Raw genomic sequence first — 15593 nt, 5'->3', positions numbered from 1 at the left:
TACATGATTGAAACATTGATAAATCAGGCTGAAACAGATTGCAATGAACAGCATAGAAAAATTAATTCCATCGTAGAAACAAATCAGAAACGCGTGCTTGATGCATTTATTAAAAATAGAATTAGTGACAGCCATTTTCATTCTACGAGCGGCTATGGTTATGATGACTTAGGGAGAGAAGCTTTGGAAGCAGTGTATGCGGCTGTTTTTGGGGGAGAGGATGCACTTGTTAGACCACAAATTGTATCAGGTACGCATGCCATAACAACGGTACTGTTTGGTCTGTTGCGCCCAGGAGACGAACTGCTTTACATAACAGGAAAACCATATGATACGTTGGAAGAGGTAATCGGAAAGCGTGGCAGTAATGCGGGTTCTTTGCGTGACTTTGAAATTCTGTACAATGAAGTAATGCTAGATGATGATGGTAGTGTCAATTATGCAGGAGTTAAGGATGCAATTAGTACGAAAACCAAAGTTATTGGAATTCAGCGTTCAAAAGGATATGATTATAGACCATCATTTACAGTGGAAGAAATAGGAGAAATGGTACGCTTTGTTAAAGAGATAAACAAAGATATCATCATTTTCGTTGATAATTGCTATGGTGAGTTTGTTGAGGAACAAGAACCACTAGATGTTGGTGCCGATATCATGGCTGGTTCCTTAATCAAAAATCCAGGTGGTGGAATTGTACGAGCTGGAGGATATATTGTCGGTCACCATACATTAATAGAACAATGTGCGAATAGATTAACTGCTCCTGGGCTCGGTAAGGAAACGGGTGCTACTTTAAATATGCTTCAAGAGATGTATCAAGGATTCTTCCTGGCCCCTCATATAGTCGGAGAAGCTTTGAAGGGTGCAGTGTTAACAGCGAGATTTCTTGAGTTGGCTGGATTCCGCACGTCCCCGGGTTATACGGAACAACGGACAGATTTAATTCAATCGGTAACCTTTGGTGAACCAGAGCAAATGATTGCTTTTTGTCAGGCGATACAAAAGAACTCACCCATCAACTCGTATGTTACGCCGTATCCAAGTGAAATGCCTGGGTACGAAGACAAAGTAATCATGGCTGCAGGAACGTTTATACAGGGTGCGAGTATAGAACTTTCAGCGGATGGTCCAATCAGAGAACCTTACACTGCCTTTGTACAAGGTGGGCTTACTTATGCGCATATAAAGATAGCATTATTGCAATCAGTAAAATCATTAATAGATAAAGGTTTTATACCATCATTAAAAGGGTAAAATAATAAAGTGTGAAAATCACAATAGTTTAGATGTCAGCAACACTTACATGCATTTGACATATAAACTCACATACTTTATACTTGTTTTATAAACAGATAGGGGGTTATCTTTTGAATGATAAAGATCGTCGTTCGATGCCCTTGTTCTCAATCGGTACAGTCATGAAATTGACTGAACTCACAGCAAGACAGATTAGATATTATGAAGAAAACAAACTAATCAAACCAGAACGAACATCTGGAAATCAACGTTTGTTTTCATTTAATGATGTTGACAAGCTGTTGGAAATTAAGAATTTGTTGGATAAAGGCCTTAACATGGCTGGTATTAAACTCTTGCTTTCTGAAGAAGTAAAAGTAGAGAAAAGCAAAGAGAAAAACTCCGACTTATCTGACAAAGAACTTAGAACAGTTTTACAGAATGAACTAAAGGAAGCTGGAAGATTAGGAAGAACAAGCTTGAGGCAGGGTGAGTTATCTAGGTTTTTTGTAAACAATTGATAAAGTATTAGAAAAATAAAGCCTCATACATACTTAAATGAGCTGAGTTTTTCTGATTATATACTTAAAAAAATTCTAGGAGGAAACTGAATGGGAGAGAAATTTACGAGAGATGCAATCATTCAACAAATTAAAGAGGAAAATGTAAGGTTTATTCGTTTACAATTTACAGATATGTTGGGAAATATAAAAAACGTGGAAATTCCATTAAGTCAATTGGATAAAGCGTTGGACAATAAGATGATGTTTGATGGTTCTTCCATCGAAGGATTTGTTCGCATCGAAGAATCGGATATGCAATTATACCCTGACTTGGATACTTTCGTCGTATTCCCATGGACGTCAGAAAAAGGTAAAGTAGCACGATTCATTTGTGATATTTATAATCCTGATGGTACTCCGTTTGAAGGCTGCCCAAGGTATAACCTGAAGCGCAACCTGAAAAAAATGGAAGAGCTAGGATTTGATGCTTTCAATATTGGTACAGAGCCGGAATTTTTCTTATTCAAACTGGATGAAAAAGGTGACCCAACACTAGAGCTTAATGATCATGGTGGTTATTTCGATTTAGCACCTACTGATTTAGGGGAAAACTGCCGTAGAGATATTGTATTAGAGCTTGAAGAAATGGGCTTTGAAATTGAAGCATCTCACCATGAAGTTGCTCCTGGTCAACATGAAATTGACTTTAAATATTCGGATGCTGTTAAACATGCGGATGATATTCAAACATTTAAATTAGTTGTAAAAACAATTGCAAGAAAGCATAACTTGCATGCTACGTTTATGCCGAAACCGTTATTTGGTGTAAATGGTTCTGGAATGCATGTAAATATGTCTTTATTCAAAGATGGAAAGAATGAATTTTTCTCTAAAAATGGAGATATGCAATTAAGTCAGACCGCATATAATTTCTTGGCAGGTATATTGGATCATGCAACAAACTTTACTGCTGTTACAAATCCAACTGTAAATTCTTATAAACGTCTTGTACCTGGTTATGAAGCACCTTGTTATGTTGCTTGGTCCGGTTCAAACCGTAGCCCATTGGTTCGTGTGCCTAGCTCAAGAGGATTAAGTACCCGTATTGAAGTTCGAAGTGTAGATCCTTCTGCAAATCCATACATGGCCTTAGCTGTCTTATTGGCTGCTGGACTTGATGGTGTTGAAAAAAAATTAGAAGCACCAGAAGCGATTGATCGTAACATTTATGTAATGAACAAAGCAGAACGTGAAGCTAATGGAATTAAAGATCTCCCAGCTACACTTATGAATGCTTTAGAAGAATTCCAAAAAGATGAAGTTCTTGTCAATGCCCTAGGAGAACATTTGTTTGAACACTTTATCGAAGCGAAAGAGATTGAGTGGGATATGTTTAGAACTACTGTACACCCGTGGGAACGTGAGCAGTATTTGACGAACTACTAATAAATTTAAAATATCGTCCATGTCAAACTGGGCGGTATTTTTTTCTGAAAAAGGTCACAATCGAATGATTTCATGGCAACAATTATGTTTGGGTTATACATATACCAATATCATAAATTCACAATACTAAAAGTTTCTGAAATATTGTGACATATCATAAAGAATACAGAAATTAAAAATGTTCATAAATATACTGAAATAATAGATTCAGAATAAATTTTAGTATTCATACACTGGAAATTCGAAGTCTGCATTGCTTTTATACAAAACAAAAAGAGAGGTTTTACCAACATCTGGTGAAGCCTCTCTTTTTGTTAATGGATATTTCTGTATAACCCGATTACTTTACCTAAGATAGTTACATTAGGATAGAATAAAGGGTCCATCGTAGCGTTTTCAGGCTGCAAACGTATATGGCCTTTCTCTTTGAAAAAACGCTTCACCGTAGCCTCATCATCTTCTGTCATAGCAACTACAATATCACTGTTATCAGCTGTGTTTTGCTGTTTTACGATTACCATATCGCCATCAAGTATGCCAGCTTCTATCATACTTTCACCATCAATTACTAGTACAAATAAATTGTCATCAGGACTGGCAGTGGAACTAGGAAGTGGAATAAATTCCTCGATGTTTTCAACTGCTGTAATAGGAAGCCCTGCAGTTACCTTACCGATTACAGGAGCATAGCGTGCTTCGTTTTTAGGGATCTGATTCTCTTCGTTTAGGTCGATAATTTCTATTGCTCTCGGTTTGGTAGGATCTCTTCGAATGAAACCTTTGCTTTCTATTCTTTCTAGGTGACCATGTACGGTCGAACTTGAAGCAAGACCAACAGCTACTGCTATTTCACGAACGGAAGGTGGATAACCTTTTTGTTTAACTTCACTTTTTATAAAATCAAGAATCATTTGCTGTCTTTTTGAAAGTTTTGTCATCTAGTGCTCACCTCTCACATAGGATTTATTAATGATAGTTTACCATTTTATTATTGTATAAGCAAACATTCGTTCTAAAATCCATTGACAGGACATATGTTCGGTAGTATACTTTAAATAGGCGAACAATAGTTCTAAAAAATTTAAGGGGGACTATAACATGTTTGAAAAAATTTCAAAAACGGATGCTTTCTATTTAGTTGCTTTTGCATTATCATTGGGTTTCCTATACTTTTCCATGATTATTAGTGGATAAATTTTAATGAAAGAGGGGCATTGGATTGAATGCAGTAATATACTGTCGTGTCAGTACAGACAAGAAAACACAGGAAACATCATTGACGCGGCAAAAACAGGAATTGCTCCGTCTTGCCGATAAATATAATTTTACTGTGATCGACTCTATTGAAGAACAGGTTAGTGGATACGAAATCGAGCGGGAAGGTATATTTAAAATGTTGGATTATTTTTCTGAAAAGAAAGCTGATTGCTTATTGATTCAGGATGAAACAAGACTCGGCAGAGGGAATACGAAAATCGCTCTATTTCATCAACTTCAAAAGTTAAATATCTCTATATATACGGCAATTCATGATGGTGAACTGGAATTGACAGAGTCGGATTCAATGGTGCTTCAGATTGTAGGCATTGTCGAAGAATATCAACGTAAAATTCATAATATGAAAATAAAAAGAGGTATGAAAAAAGCAGTAAGTGAAGGATATGATCCGAGACGTAACCTTTCCAATAACAATAAGGCTCCGGGGAAGGAACGTATTTCTTTTCCAATTGAAGAGGTTATACGTCTACGCGAAAATAAACTTACCTTTGATGAAATAACCAAAGCGCTAAACGGTTTAGGCTATAATGTCTCTAAAGCAACAGTACATAGGAGATATAGGGAATCTCAAAATACTTGAATATCCAATCTTGGTAGAGTACGATGGAAAGGCAGGAATATACAAAATTCCCGCCTTTTTAATTTTGTTAAATTTACCGGGAGGGTAAAGAAATGCTATCAAAAGAAAAGCTGGAGCGGATTAATATATTGGCAAAAAAATCTAAAAATGAAGGTTTATCCGATAAGGAAAAAGTGGAACAAAAAAAACTGAGAGAAGAGTATTTAAATAATGTTAGAAGCTCATTCAAAAATCAGTTTAAAACAATGACCGTCGTTGATCCAGAAGGCAATGATGTAACCCCACAAAAAGTTCGAGATCTTCAAGAAAGAAACAAAAAACACTAAAGAATACCAAAAAAAGATTTAAGAATCATTCAAATTAATTTGGTTGATAAACTAATTACAAGAAATTACTTGTTGCAAACGACATTTCATTATAGAATGTATGTGGATACTTAATTTCCTTAAAAAATGGAAGGAGTAATATTATGTCAGAAAATATCGAACAGTTATCAGTTAATACGATTCGTACATTATCTATTGATGCAATAGAAAAAGCTAATTCAGGTCATCCAGGTCTACCTATGGGGGCAGCACCGATGGCATACACACTTTGGACGGATTTTATGAATCACAATCCAAAAAGTTCAAAATGGTTTAACAGAGATAGATTTGTACTATCTGCCGGGCATGGTTCTATGTTGCTTTACAGCTTGCTCCACTTATCCGGATATGACGTTAAAATTGACGATTTAAAAAACTTCCGCCAATGGGATTCAAGAACACCAGGACATCCCGAAGTAAACCATACGGATGGTGTTGAAGCTACAACCGGTCCACTTGGTCAAGGACTATCCATGTCTGTGGGGATGGCAATGGCAGAAGCACATCTTGGAGCAAAATTTAACAAAGAGGACATATCTGTAGTAGATCATTTTACATATGCTCTTGTTAGTGACGGTGACTTGATGGAAGGTATTTCCCATGAGGCTGCATCACTTGCAGGACATTTAGGTCTCGGGAAATTAATTGCTCTATATGATTCCAATGATATCTCACTTGATGGTGATTTAAACCGTTCCTTCTCTGATAATACAGATCAACGCTTCAAAGCTTATGGTTGGCAGGTTATCCAAGTAGAAGACGGTAACGATTTAAATGCAATCCGAAGCGCAATTAAAGAGGCTCAAGCTAACACAGAACAACCGACTTTAATTGAAATTAAAACGATTATTGGTTATGGTTCACCAAATAAATCTGCTTCTGCATCCTCCCATGGTGCACCACTTGGATTGGATGAAGTGAAGTTAACAAAAGAATATTACAAATGGACACATGAAGATTTCCACGTACCTGAAGAGGTATATGCAGATTTTAAAGGGAAAATTGTGGACAATGGTATAGAGAAAGAATCCGAGTGGAATAACTTGGTTGAAAACTATAAAGAAAAATATCCAGAACTTGCTGAGGAATTTGAATTAGCATTAAAAGGTGAACTGCCTGCTAATTGGGACAAAGATCTTCCTGTATATAAGCCTGAAGATAAAGCACTTGCAACACGTGCATCTTCCGGTGAAGTTCTAAATGGAATTGCAAAATCAGTTCCTAATCTTTTCGGAGGAAGTGCAGATTTAGCAGGTTCAAATAAAACGAACTTGAATGATGATGCTGATTTCACGCGTAAAGACTATTCAGGCAGAAATATCTGGTTTGGTGTACGTGAGCATGCGATGGGAGCAGCGCTAAATGGTATGGCATTACACGGTGGTCTCAACGTATATGCTGGTACATTCTTTGTCTTCAGTGACTACTTAAAACCAGCAATTCGTTTAGCTTCTATCATGAATGTGCCGGTTACGTATGTGTTTACACATGATTCTATTGCGGTTGGAGAAGATGGGCCAACACATGAACCTGTCGAACAATTAGCAGGATTACGTGCAATTCCTGGACTATCATTGATACGACCTGCTGACGGAAATGAAACACAGGCAGCATGGAGACTTGCAATCGAATCTACTGATCAGCCGACTGCATTAGTTTTAACAAGACAAAATTTACCTACACTAGAAGGTACAAAAGAAAATGCATATGAAGGTGTTAAAAAAGGTGCCTATGTAGTAAGTAAATCAGATAAAGAAACACCTGATGCACTACTAATTGCAACAGGTTCTGAAGTACAGCTTGCAGTAAGGTCTCAAGAAGCTCTAAAAGAGAAGGGTATAGATGTAAGTGTTGTAAGTATGCCATCATGGGATCGTTTTGAACAACAGGATCAGGCATATAAGAACGAAGTAATTCCACCACAAGTTAAAGCACGTGTTGGAATCGAAATGGCTTCATCATTTGGTTGGGCACGTTATGTTGGTGACCAAGGAGCTGTTATCGGAATAGATCGTTTCGGTGCTTCGGCTAATGGCGATAAAGTGATAGAAGAATATGGCTTTACAGTGGAAAATGTAATCAGCCATGTTGAAAAAGTTATAAAATAGCATTAAAGGATGGTTCCTTCTGGAGCCATCTTTTTGCTTTTTTTATAGAAAAGCACACTCGTACGTAATCCGCTCTGGATTCGACAAAAGTAGTTGAAATTTGCGTTATAATGTGACAATATTTTGTTCCCTTTTTATTTATAATAGAGGATAAGAGGGAGGAATATAGAAATGAATGAGTACTCTATTTATTGGATTGAAGAAGAAGTTGCCAAAAGTTACTTTCATAAAAGTGATATTCTATTACGATTTTTGAAAGAATATGAAGCTGAACCGAGCAGAAGTGATTTAAAATCCCAGTACTTATACATTACTCGTCAAGTTCAATATCAGGAAATTATTTCTCACTTGAATAATCATGCACCAAAAAATATAACTGTTCATTCGGTTGGACAAATAATATATATTAAACGAAAAGGACAGTCCATCCTGGTCCAGATAGAAAATGGGTTATTAAATTTCAGATGCCGTAATCTACAAGAAGCCGTTATGTTATTATTTCCAATTATTCGTGATTTTTACCCTTATCTGTTTGTAAAAGGGAAAAATGTACCAAATTATGGCTGGATTTCTCCGATCACTCAAAAAAATAGTGATAGGGTAAGACAAGTATTGTATTCTTACCGCTAATTTAATATACTGTATAAGAGACAACACGAAGGAGGAAAATCTAGAAATGAGCACAATTTGGGTCGTACTAATTGCTATAGCAGCATTAATTGCTGGTGTTGCTCTTGGTTTTTTTATTGCAAGAAAATATATGATGAACTATCTGAAAAAGAATCCACCGATTAATGAGCAGATGCTTCGAACTTTAATGATGCAAATGGGGCAAAAACCATCCCAAAAGAAAATTAATCAAATGATGCGTTCCATGAATAGCCAAAGCGAGAAGTAACGCCTGAATCTTCAGGTGTTATCGCATCGTTTAATATACATGAATTTTCATATTGAATAATTTTTCATCGTAATATTAGCAATTATTTTGGTTAATCTTACTTCCTAACCACTTTTTCTGAGACAATTGTAGCAGAAGAAGTGGTTTTTATTTATCTAAAAATGAATATCGTTTCAAGTCGTTTAAAATATTCCTCTTTTTGTCAAATTCAAATGGTTTATTTTACCGCTGTATCTGTTAAAATTGATTATGGACAGATAGGAGGATTTTTATGTCAGAGATAAATGTATTTCTCGCGTTTGGAGCGGGATTTTTATCCTTTATTTCGCCTTGTGTGCTGCCACTATATCCCGTGTTTTTATCTTATATTACCGGAATGAGTGTAAGCGAACTCAAAGATGACAATAAGAGGATGAACAAGAAAGCTTTAATACATACGATATGTTTTCTAATCGGTTTTTCCAGTATTTTTATCATGATTGGTTTTACGACTACTCATATCTCTGAGTTCCTGTTAACTTATCAAGATATGATTCGACAGATTGGTGCAATTTTAATCATATTCTTTGGCCTGGTAATTGTCGGTGTATTAAATTTTGAATTTCTAATGAAAGACAGAAAAATAAACTTCAAAAACCGACCAGCAGGATTTTTTGGATCTATTATAATAGGGATGGCTTTCTCTCTTGGCTGGACTCCGTGTACAGGTCCAATTTTAGCTATTGTACTTTCTTTGGCTGCAACCAATCCAGACATAGGGATGGTTATGATGATCAGTTATATATTAGGATTCTCAATTCCATTCTTACTTTTATCCTTTTTTATAGGAAAGTTAAGCTGGATAAAAAAACACAGCTCACGCATCGTGAAAATAGGCGGATGGGTAATGATATTTATGGGTGTTGCCTTGTTCTTTGATTGGATGACAAAACTTACTGCATTTTTAGCAGGATGGTTTGGTTTTTCGGGGTTTTAATGGATTTTTAACTGATGATATATTAGTATTATATATATCACATGCGCTATAAAGGGGAATATATTTATGTACAAACCAAATAATATGATTTTACAAACGACAACATCATTAATAGCCTTTATCCTATTGGGGTTTGCAGTATATTTACTATTTGCAGGGCATAATTCACCCGGTGGTGGGTTTGTCGGTGGTTTGATGACATCTGGAGCAATTTTACTGTTAAATATGGCATATGGGATTAATACGGTAAGAAAAATGCTACCAATCAATTTTACGATGCTCATTCCAATTGGATTACTAATTGCAGTTGCAACTGGTGTTGGTTCATTTATCTTTAATGTACCATTTTTATCCCAAACATTTGGTTACTTTACGTTTCCTGTATTTGGGGAAGTGGAACTAGCTACCGCTATGCTGTTTGACTTCGGAGTTTACTTTACTGTTGTTGGTGTCGTAATGACAATTATTTTAACCATTGCAGAAGATCAATAATTTGCGAATTCCCTTGACTAATATACTTGTTATAGTGACACTTGTTTACGAGAGAGTGATATGATATGTTTTGGCTAATTGCAAGTACAGTTGTCGCAGCATTCATGGCTGCTGCAATGATAGTAGTCCGATTAAAAGCAGCGAAAAAACCAGCTTCCGTAAAAAAAATAATTTTGCCACCACTCTTTATGAGTACAGGTGCCCTGATGTTTGCTTTTCCGGTGTTCCAAATCTCTTGGATTCAAGTACTCGAGGCATTTCTAGTGGGCATGTTCTTTTCCATATTCCTTATTAGATCATCTAAGTTTGAATTACGAGGCAATGATATTTTTCTAATTCCGTCTAAGGCATTTCCTCTTATTTTAATTGCTCTTCTGATTGCTAGAATGATTATCAAACTAATTGTCGGAAGTCAGATTTCTTTCGGTGAGACGAGTGGGATGTTCTTTATGCTCGCTTTTGGAATGATTTTCACTTGGAGAATTACAATGCTATATCAATTTATGCAATTAAAAAAGCTGAGTTATAGATAATGCGCTTAACTGTTATGTTAAGCGCATTATCTTTTATTTATATTTTGTTTCCCAGTTTTCATTGTAATTGGATTTTGATAATTTAAAGAGATATTCATACGGTTCAACATCTATCCTTTTTTGTTTCAGCTTTTTTCTCAAAAATTTATGATCACGTTTTGGTGTTGCTAAGATATAACCTTCGATTAATGTGCGTTGACTAATATAGTCTTGTTCTTTCTCTAACGTAATTTCTCCGATTTTGCTAGCTATTCGATGTCTTGCTACATCCCTGAATAGCTCAGGAACAGGTGATACTAATTCTTCGAGTAATTCTTTTTCTTCCTTCTCCCACATGTGTCTGGTCTTTTCCATATAAAATTCTTCCCAATCCATAACCGATTTCCCATCATCTTTTGGCAGTTTTTTGAGAAATTTCCGGAACATAAAAAACCCGCCGATGGCCATTAGACTAATAAGCAAAAATCCCCATAGTACAATTATTACTGACATCTTCTTCACCTGATTCTTTCTTAGTTTTAAGCCTTTATTTTTCAAATAGTAGTTAATATTTTAATAATTAATTTATTTTTCATTATATTTGTAGTAAGATTACCAATAATAAGTAGATTTGAAAAGACATTGCTTATATTATAATGTCAATATTCCGTATAGACAAGTATCATATTCTATTCGCCATAATCATACATATATATAGAAAAATGTAATTTGGAAGGGGGAACAAGTATGGAAATAAATAATAATGACGATATATCTCCTAAATACGATAAGAAACCTGATAATCTGCGCAATATCAAGGATGTCTCTGAACTGCCGCATCGTATTTTGGAATGGATTAATATGAACAGTGACGGAGTGTTTATTTTAGCAGATACGGATGGAAAGTTGATATATGTAACAACAGCAATTGAAAAAATTATTGGTTATAAAGTGTCGGAATTGATTGGCACGTATTGGTATGAAAAAATCCCTCTAAAAGATGTTGAATATGTAAGAAAGCAGGTACGTGAATATCCTGGTGATAAAAAGAATGTGAATATAAATGTCCTTAATAACGACGGAAAATATATATTACTGGATTGTAAGTTTGAACAATATGTTGATGGGACGGACACCTATATTTTAGCATATTTGAAAGATATTACGTATAAAAAGGAAACAGAGGAAATGATGGTTCGTTCTGAAAAAATGACAATTGCTGGTCAGTTGGCTGCAGGAATAGCCCATGAAATTCGCAATCCTTTAACATCGTTAAAAGGTTTCTTACAACTATTGCAAGCTGGGGTTAGTCACAAAGAAGAATATTTTCATGTCATGATTGACGAAATTGATAAGATAGAAGCAATAACATCGGAACTGTTATTTATATCGAAGCCCTTAACGGAAAATAGACGAAAAGAAAGTGTAGAACAAATGATTGAAGATGTGATTGTACTGCTGCAGCCACAAGCAAAGTTAAAAAATATTGACCTTGTTGTTCAACAACCAATTCATGGAGAAATATACTGTGATCGTTCCCAAATTAAGCAAGTATTAATTAATTTGGTTAAAAATGCGATTGAAGCAATGCATACAGTGGGGAAAATTACCCTTTCAGTGAATTGTAATCACGAAAGCGTCGATGTATCAATAGCGGATGAAGGAAACGGCATACCAGATGACATCTTACATAAACTTGGTGAACCTTTCTTTACCACGAAACAAAGTGGTACGGGTTTGGGGCTCTTAATCTCAAAGCAGATTCTTGACTCCCATAATGCAACTTTAAAAATTAAACAAAATAAAATAAAGGGAAGTACCTTTCAATTAGTTTTTTCTAAATAATATTTTTGGATTAATTTATTATGATAACTTGTTATTAGTTGCATCCTAATTTGCTATAAGTAAAGGTTATCATTATACATAACATATTTATATATAGTAGTTTGCGATAATCATTTGTTTTATCATGTAGATTCCTATATTATTAGTATTAAAGGTCTAATTAATTATTAATGATTAAGAGTATTTTTAAAAAGGGAAAAGTTTGTCGAATATTTTTCTTACTAGTAGTGGGAAATTTGGCGAAAAAGAAGGAAATGAAAGGGGTAACAATATGACTGACAGTAATGTTTATAATGCTAAAAAACAATTTGATCTAAACGGGAAAACGTATAATTATTACCGATTAAAAAGCCTGGAAGAATCTGGAGTTGGTAAAGTAGGGCGTTTGCCATTTTCCATCCGTGTACTTTTAGAATCTCTATTACGTCAACATGATGGACGTCAAATTAAAGACGAACATGTTGAAGAGCTTGCAAAATGGGGCACAAAAAAAGGAATTGGGACAGATGTTCCATTTAAGCCATCTCGAGTAATTCTACAGGATTTCACAGGTGTGCCAGCAGTTGTTGATCTTGCTTCTCTAAGAAAAGCAATGGTTGATTTAGGCGGAGAGCCTAATAAAATTAATCCAGAAGTACCAGTAGATCTTGTAATTGATCACTCCGTACAGGTGGACCAGTATGGTACAGCCAATGCACTGAAAGCAAATATGGATTTGGAATTTGAACGTAATGCAGAGCGTTATGAATTTTTGAATTGGGCTCAAAAAGCGTTTGATAATTATCGCGCTGTTCCTCCTGCAACAGGTATTGTGCATCAGGTGAACCTGGAGTATATTGCGAATGTTGTTCATGCGTTGGAAAATGAATCCGGAGAATATGATGCCTTCCCGGATACTTTGGTAGGTACAGACTCCCACACAACGATGATTAATGGTTTAGGTGTGCTTGGATGGGGTGTTGGTGGTATTGAAGCAGAAGCTGGGATGCTTGGCCAACCATCTTATTTCCCTGCACCAGAAGTCATCGGCGTGAAGTTTACCGGTAGCTATCCTAATGGAATAACTGCGACAGACTTAGCATTAAAAGTAACCCAAGTTCTCCGTGAACAAAGTGTAGTAGGGAAATTTGTAGAGTATTTTGGTCCTGGATTGGAAGATATGCCGTTGGCTGATAGAGCTACTATCTCCAATATGGCTCCAGAATACGGTGCAACATGTGGATTCTTCCCAGTTGATGAAGAATCATTAAATTATCTTCGTCTTACTGGTCGTAGTGAAGACCAGATTGATTTAGTGGAAACATATTGTAAAGCAAATGATCTATGGTATTCATCTGATCAACCGGACCCAGAGTATACGAAGGTTATCGAGATTAATCTTTCTGAATTAGAACCTAATCTATCCGGACCTAAACGTCCTCAGGATTTAATTGCTTTATCCAATATGCAAAAAGAATTCAACAAAGCAATTACAGCACCTGAAGGTAACCAAGGGTTTGGAATGGACAAATCAGAATTTGATAAACAGGTAATTGTACAGCATCCTAACGGTAACACGAGCACAATGAAAACAGGTGCACTGGCAATTGCCGCAATTACATCTTGTACAAATACATCCAATCCATATGTAATGCTTGGAGCAGGTTTGGTTGCTAAAAAAGCTATTGAAAAAGGTTTGAAAGTACCAGATTATGTAAAGACTTCATTGGCACCGGGTTCGAAGGTAGTTACTCGTTATCTTGAAGATGCAGGATTACAAACGTATCTTGACAAGCTAGGATTCAACCTTGTTGGTTATGGCTGTACGACTTGTATCGGTAACTCTGGTCCACTACGTGAGGAAATTGAAAAAGCAATTATGGATAGTGATTTGATTGCTTCATCTGTACTATCAGGTAACCGTAACTTTGAAGGTCGTATTCACCCATTAGTAAAAGCTAACTACCTCGCATCTCCGCCATTAGTTGTTGCATATGCACTGGCTGGTACGGTTGATATTGATTTAACGAAAGAACCGCTTGGAAAAGATCAGGATGGCAATGCGGTCTATATGAATGATATCTGGCCTACATCGGAAGAAATCAAAAAGGAAGTTGCAAGTGTTGTAACACCAGAAATCTTCCGTAAAGAGTATGAAAATGTATTTGATTCCAATAAAAAATGGAATGAGATTGAAACAACCGATGAACCGTTATTTGAATGGGATAGCGAATCAACATATATTCAAAATCCACCATTCTTTGAAGGTTTAACACCAGAAGCAGGAACAGTTGAACCATTAAACAACTTGCGTGCCGTTGGTCTATTCGGTGATTCTGTAACAACTGACCATATTTCACCAGCCGGCGCAATCGCAAAAGACATGCCTGCAGGTAAACACTTACAGGAAAAAGGGGTATCACCGAGAAACTTTAACTCTTATGGATCTCGTCGTGGTAACCATGAAATTATGATGCGTGGTACGTTTGCCAATATCCGTATTCGTAACCTGTTAGCACCTGGTACAGAGGGTGGTTATACTACTTACTGGCCTACAGGTGAAGTTATGCCAATCTATGACGCAGCCATGAAATATCAGCAAGATGGAACTGGCCTTGTTGTCATGGGTGGAAAAGATTATGGTATGGGATCCTCCCGTGACTGGGCTGCAAAAGGTACGAATCTGTTAGGCATTAAAACGGTTATTGCTGAAAGTTTTGAGCGTATTCACCGCTCCAATCTGGTCATGATGGGTGTACTACCATTACAGTTTGAAAAAGGGAAAAGCGCTAAAAAACTTGGCTTAACTGGAAAAGAAACATTTAATGTGGAAATTGATGAGACTGTTCGTCCGCAAGATGTAGTGAAGGTCACTGCAACGGATGAAAAAGGAAAAGTAACCAAATTCAATGCAGTTGCCCGCTTTGACAGTGACGTGGAAATCGACTACTACCGTCATGGTGGTATTCTTCGCATGGTATTGCGTGATAAATTGAAAGTCTAGAAGTAATTTAGAAAATACTCCGTGCATATCGCCGGAGTATTTTTTATGCTGTGAAAAAAGCCTACCCAGCTATACAAACTCATTCTTAATTACTCAATTTTCGCAGAGTGAAATGGATAAATAAGCCTTGGTAGAATTAGGAGGACTGGAGCTACACTAATCAAGTTAACTTTGGATTAACAATTAGCGCTGAGCAGTCTGAATACATCTATACTCAAGGACCTTTTCGTTAATTTCTCTGTTTTTACCATCGCATTTTATATAAAATGCGAAGTAACTGCTGTTTTCTATCAGTATGCAGAAACTTTGGCGACCGCTTTGGGAAATACACTTCGCTTTCCACGGGCGGCTGGTGAGCCCCTTCATGCTGG

15 protein-coding genes are annotated in these 15593 nt (G+C 36.3%); 13 read left to right on the top strand and 2 right to left on the bottom strand.

Translation table 11 applies throughout. The features are described from left to right. The first annotated feature begins 3 nt into the window (after positions 1-3). From ACFOUV_RS04455 to glnA, 3 genes are all read left to right on the top strand, one after another. On the top strand, positions 4-1254 hold the full coding sequence (locus ACFOUV_RS04455; protein ID WP_379495548.1) for a methionine gamma-lyase family protein: 1251 nt from the start codon (positions 4-6) through the stop codon (positions 1252-1254). A gap of 137 nt (positions 1255-1391) precedes the next feature. Next, complete coding sequence (locus tag ACFOUV_RS04450) at positions 1392-1757, top strand: MerR family transcriptional regulator (protein WP_379495758.1); 366 nt, start codon at positions 1392-1394, stop codon at positions 1755-1757. Between the two features lie 90 nt (positions 1758-1847). Then, positions 1848-3185, top strand: a complete 1338-nt coding sequence (gene glnA, locus ACFOUV_RS04445) for a type I glutamate--ammonia ligase (RefSeq protein ID WP_379495547.1) — start codon at positions 1848-1850, stop codon at positions 3183-3185. 314 nt (positions 3186-3499) lie between these two features. Here the strand turns inward: glnA and lexA are convergent, their stop codons facing one another. Continuing rightward, a complete protein-coding gene (gene lexA, locus ACFOUV_RS04440; RefSeq protein WP_379495546.1) occupies positions 3500-4123 on the bottom strand; it encodes a transcriptional repressor LexA in 624 nt (207 codons plus the stop codon). A 281-nt stretch (positions 4124-4404) separates the two neighbouring features. Between lexA and ACFOUV_RS04435 the strand changes: the two genes are divergently transcribed. The 8 genes from ACFOUV_RS04435 (at position 4405) to ACFOUV_RS04400 (ending at position 10415) form a co-directional block, all read left to right on the top strand. After that, positions 4405-5043 (top strand): YneB family resolvase-like protein, encoded by a 639-nt coding sequence (locus ACFOUV_RS04435; protein ID WP_379495545.1) that lies wholly within the window; start codon positions 4405-4407, stop codon positions 5041-5043. Positions 5044-5135: 92 nt separating this feature from the next. After that, positions 5136-5369, top strand: a complete 234-nt coding sequence (locus tag ACFOUV_RS04430; RefSeq protein WP_379495544.1) for a DUF896 domain-containing protein — start codon at positions 5136-5138, stop codon at positions 5367-5369. A gap of 143 nt (positions 5370-5512) precedes the next feature. Beyond that, on the top strand, positions 5513-7516 hold the full coding sequence (tkt, locus tag ACFOUV_RS04425) for a transketolase (RefSeq protein WP_379495543.1): 2004 nt from the start codon (positions 5513-5515) through the stop codon (positions 7514-7516). Positions 7517-7687: 171 nt separating this feature from the next. Further along, entirely contained in the window at positions 7688-8146 is a 459-nt protein-coding gene (gene sirA / locus ACFOUV_RS04420) for a sporulation inhibitor of replication protein SirA (protein WP_379495542.1), read from the top strand. A 46-nt stretch (positions 8147-8192) separates the two neighbouring features. Next, on the top strand, positions 8193-8414 hold the full coding sequence (locus ACFOUV_RS04415) for a YneF family protein (protein WP_379495541.1): 222 nt from the start codon (positions 8193-8195) through the stop codon (positions 8412-8414). A gap of 271 nt (positions 8415-8685) precedes the next feature. Next, entirely contained in the window at positions 8686-9390 is a 705-nt protein-coding gene (locus tag ACFOUV_RS04410; protein WP_379495540.1) for a cytochrome c biogenesis CcdA family protein, read from the top strand. A gap of 66 nt (positions 9391-9456) precedes the next feature. Then, positions 9457-9882, top strand: coding sequence for a Na(+)/H(+) antiporter subunit B (locus ACFOUV_RS04405; RefSeq protein WP_379495539.1), 426 nt, complete (start codon positions 9457-9459; stop codon positions 9880-9882). A 65-nt stretch (positions 9883-9947) separates the two neighbouring features. Continuing rightward, complete coding sequence (locus ACFOUV_RS04400) at positions 9948-10415, top strand: CcdC family protein (protein ID WP_379495538.1); 468 nt, start codon at positions 9948-9950, stop codon at positions 10413-10415. A 33-nt stretch (positions 10416-10448) separates the two neighbouring features. Here ACFOUV_RS04400 and ACFOUV_RS04395 read toward each other — a convergent pair whose 3' ends face one another. After that, positions 10449-10907, bottom strand: a complete 459-nt coding sequence (locus ACFOUV_RS04395; protein WP_379495537.1) for a DUF2621 family protein — start codon at positions 10905-10907, stop codon at positions 10449-10451. Between the two features lie 234 nt (positions 10908-11141). Here ACFOUV_RS04395 and ACFOUV_RS04390 point away from each other — a divergent pair, with 234 nt between their 5' ends. Both ACFOUV_RS04390 and acnA read left to right on the top strand, forming a co-directional pair. Then, positions 11142-12239 carry an ATP-binding protein gene (locus tag ACFOUV_RS04390; protein ID WP_379495536.1) on the top strand — a complete coding sequence of 366 codons (1098 nt, stop codon included), beginning with the start codon at positions 11142-11144 and terminating at the stop codon, positions 12237-12239. 271 nt (positions 12240-12510) lie between these two features. Then, the gene (gene acnA, locus ACFOUV_RS04385) at positions 12511-15222 is read left to right on the top strand and encodes an aconitate hydratase AcnA (RefSeq protein ID WP_379495535.1); all 2712 of its coding nucleotides are present in this window, start codon (positions 12511-12513) and stop codon (positions 15220-15222) included. Positions 15223-15593 lie beyond the last annotated feature (371 nt).

Source organism: Oceanobacillus longus (genome assembly GCF_042650085.1).
Taxonomy (GTDB): domain Bacteria; phylum Bacillota; class Bacilli; order Bacillales; family Amphibacillaceae; genus Oceanobacillus; species Oceanobacillus longus.
Note: the sequence above shows the minus strand (reverse complement) of the source record. Positions and strands in the feature narration are given on the sequence as shown.

Bases quoted from the DNA above. Each gene is read 5' to 3' on its own strand.
- ACFOUV_RS04455 (WP_379495548.1), top strand. From the start codon at position 4: ATGATTGAAACATTGATAAATCAGGCTGAAACAGATTGCAATGAACAG.
- ACFOUV_RS04450 (WP_379495758.1), top strand. From the start codon at position 1,392: ATGCCCTTGTTCTCAATCGGTACAGTCATGAAATTGACTGAACTCACA.
- glnA (WP_379495547.1), top strand. From the start codon at position 1,848: ATGGGAGAGAAATTTACGAGAGATGCAATCATTCAACAAATTAAAGAG.
- lexA (WP_379495546.1), bottom strand. From the start codon at position 4,123: ATGACAAAACTTTCAAAAAGACAGCAAATGATTCTTGATTTTATAAAA.
- ACFOUV_RS04430 (WP_379495544.1), top strand. From the start codon at position 5,136: ATGCTATCAAAAGAAAAGCTGGAGCGGATTAATATATTGGCAAAAAAA.
- tkt (WP_379495543.1), top strand. From the start codon at position 5,513: ATGTCAGAAAATATCGAACAGTTATCAGTTAATACGATTCGTACATTA.
- sirA (WP_379495542.1), top strand. From the start codon at position 7,688: ATGAATGAGTACTCTATTTATTGGATTGAAGAAGAAGTTGCCAAAAGT.
- ACFOUV_RS04415 (WP_379495541.1), top strand. From the start codon at position 8,193: ATGAGCACAATTTGGGTCGTACTAATTGCTATAGCAGCATTAATTGCT.
- ACFOUV_RS04410 (WP_379495540.1), top strand. From the start codon at position 8,686: ATGTCAGAGATAAATGTATTTCTCGCGTTTGGAGCGGGATTTTTATCC.
- ACFOUV_RS04405 (WP_379495539.1), top strand. From the start codon at position 9,457: ATGTACAAACCAAATAATATGATTTTACAAACGACAACATCATTAATA.
- ACFOUV_RS04400 (WP_379495538.1), top strand. From the start codon at position 9,948: ATGTTTTGGCTAATTGCAAGTACAGTTGTCGCAGCATTCATGGCTGCT.
- ACFOUV_RS04395 (WP_379495537.1), bottom strand. From the start codon at position 10,907: ATGTCAGTAATAATTGTACTATGGGGATTTTTGCTTATTAGTCTAATG.
- ACFOUV_RS04390 (WP_379495536.1), top strand. From the start codon at position 11,142: ATGGAAATAAATAATAATGACGATATATCTCCTAAATACGATAAGAAA.
- acnA (WP_379495535.1), top strand. From the start codon at position 12,511: ATGACTGACAGTAATGTTTATAATGCTAAAAAACAATTTGATCTAAAC.